The organism is Allotamlana fucoidanivorans (assembly GCF_006265225.1).
Taxonomy (GTDB): Bacteria; Bacteroidota; Bacteroidia; order Flavobacteriales; family Flavobacteriaceae; genus Allotamlana; species Allotamlana fucoidanivorans.
This window is the reverse complement of sequence record NZ_VDCS01000049.1, coordinates 1-1,010: the sequence shown is the minus strand read 5'-3', so window position 1 is coordinate 1,010 and position 1,010 is coordinate 1. Positions and strand designations below refer to the sequence as shown.

Genomic DNA, 1,010 nt, shown 5'->3' with positions numbered 1-1,010 from the left:
ACTGCAGCTCAAAATGCACTGGATGCTGATATTGCAGCTTGGGTAGCGGCCCAAACTACCATTATCAATAATAGTTTAACAGGTGGATCTCCAACTGTATCTCATAACTTTACTAATCAGTCTATTGACTTCTGTACGGGAGGTACGGTAACAATTACTTGGACTATTGATGATATTTGTGAAACTTTTACTCCTCAAGCTACATATACCCTAACACAACCGCAAGCAGTAAGCTATACTAGTCCTTCTGATGATAGTGCGGATGCCTGTGAGTTTGATAATGCGGATCCTACTGCAGCTCAAAATGCACTGGATGCTGATATCGCAGCTTGGGTAACGGCACAAACTAATAGTATTAATAGCAGTTTAGCGGGGGGATGTTCACCGAGCGTATCGCATGATTTTACCAATCAGTCTATTGACTTCTGTACGGGAGGTACGGTAACTATTACCTGGACGGTAGAAGATATCTGTGGCTCTACTAATCCTACTGCTACCTATACCCTAACACAACCGCAAGCAGTAAGCTATACTAGTCCTTCTGATGATAGTGCGGATGCCTGTGAGTTTGATAATGCGGATCCTACTGCAGCTCAAAATGCACTGGATGCTGATATCACAGCTTGGGTAACTAATCAAACAGCTATTATAAATAACAGTTTAGCGGGTGGATGTTCACCGAGCGTATCACATGATTTTACCAATCAGTCTATCGACTTCTGTACGGGAGGTACGGTAACCATTACCTGGACTATTGATGATATTTGTGAAACTTTTACTCCTCAAGCTACCTATACCTTAACACAACCTCAAGTAGTAAGCTATACTAGTCCTTCTGATGATAGTGCGGATGCCTGTGAGTTTGATAATGCGGATCCTACTGCAGCTCAAAATGCACTGGATGCTGATATCGCAGCTTGGGTAACTAATCAAACAGCTATTATAAATAACAGTTTAGCGGGGGGGTGTTCACCGAGCGTATCGCATGATTTTACCAATCAGTCTATCGA

The 1,010-nt window shown here is 42.6% G+C and carries 1 protein-coding gene; it reads left to right on the top strand.

What is annotated here, in order from left to right; genetic code table 11:
* Window positions 1-1,010, top strand: a 1,010-nt coding sequence (locus FGF67_RS17305) for a hypothetical protein (RefSeq protein WP_394344309.1), incomplete at both ends; no start/stop codon positions are given.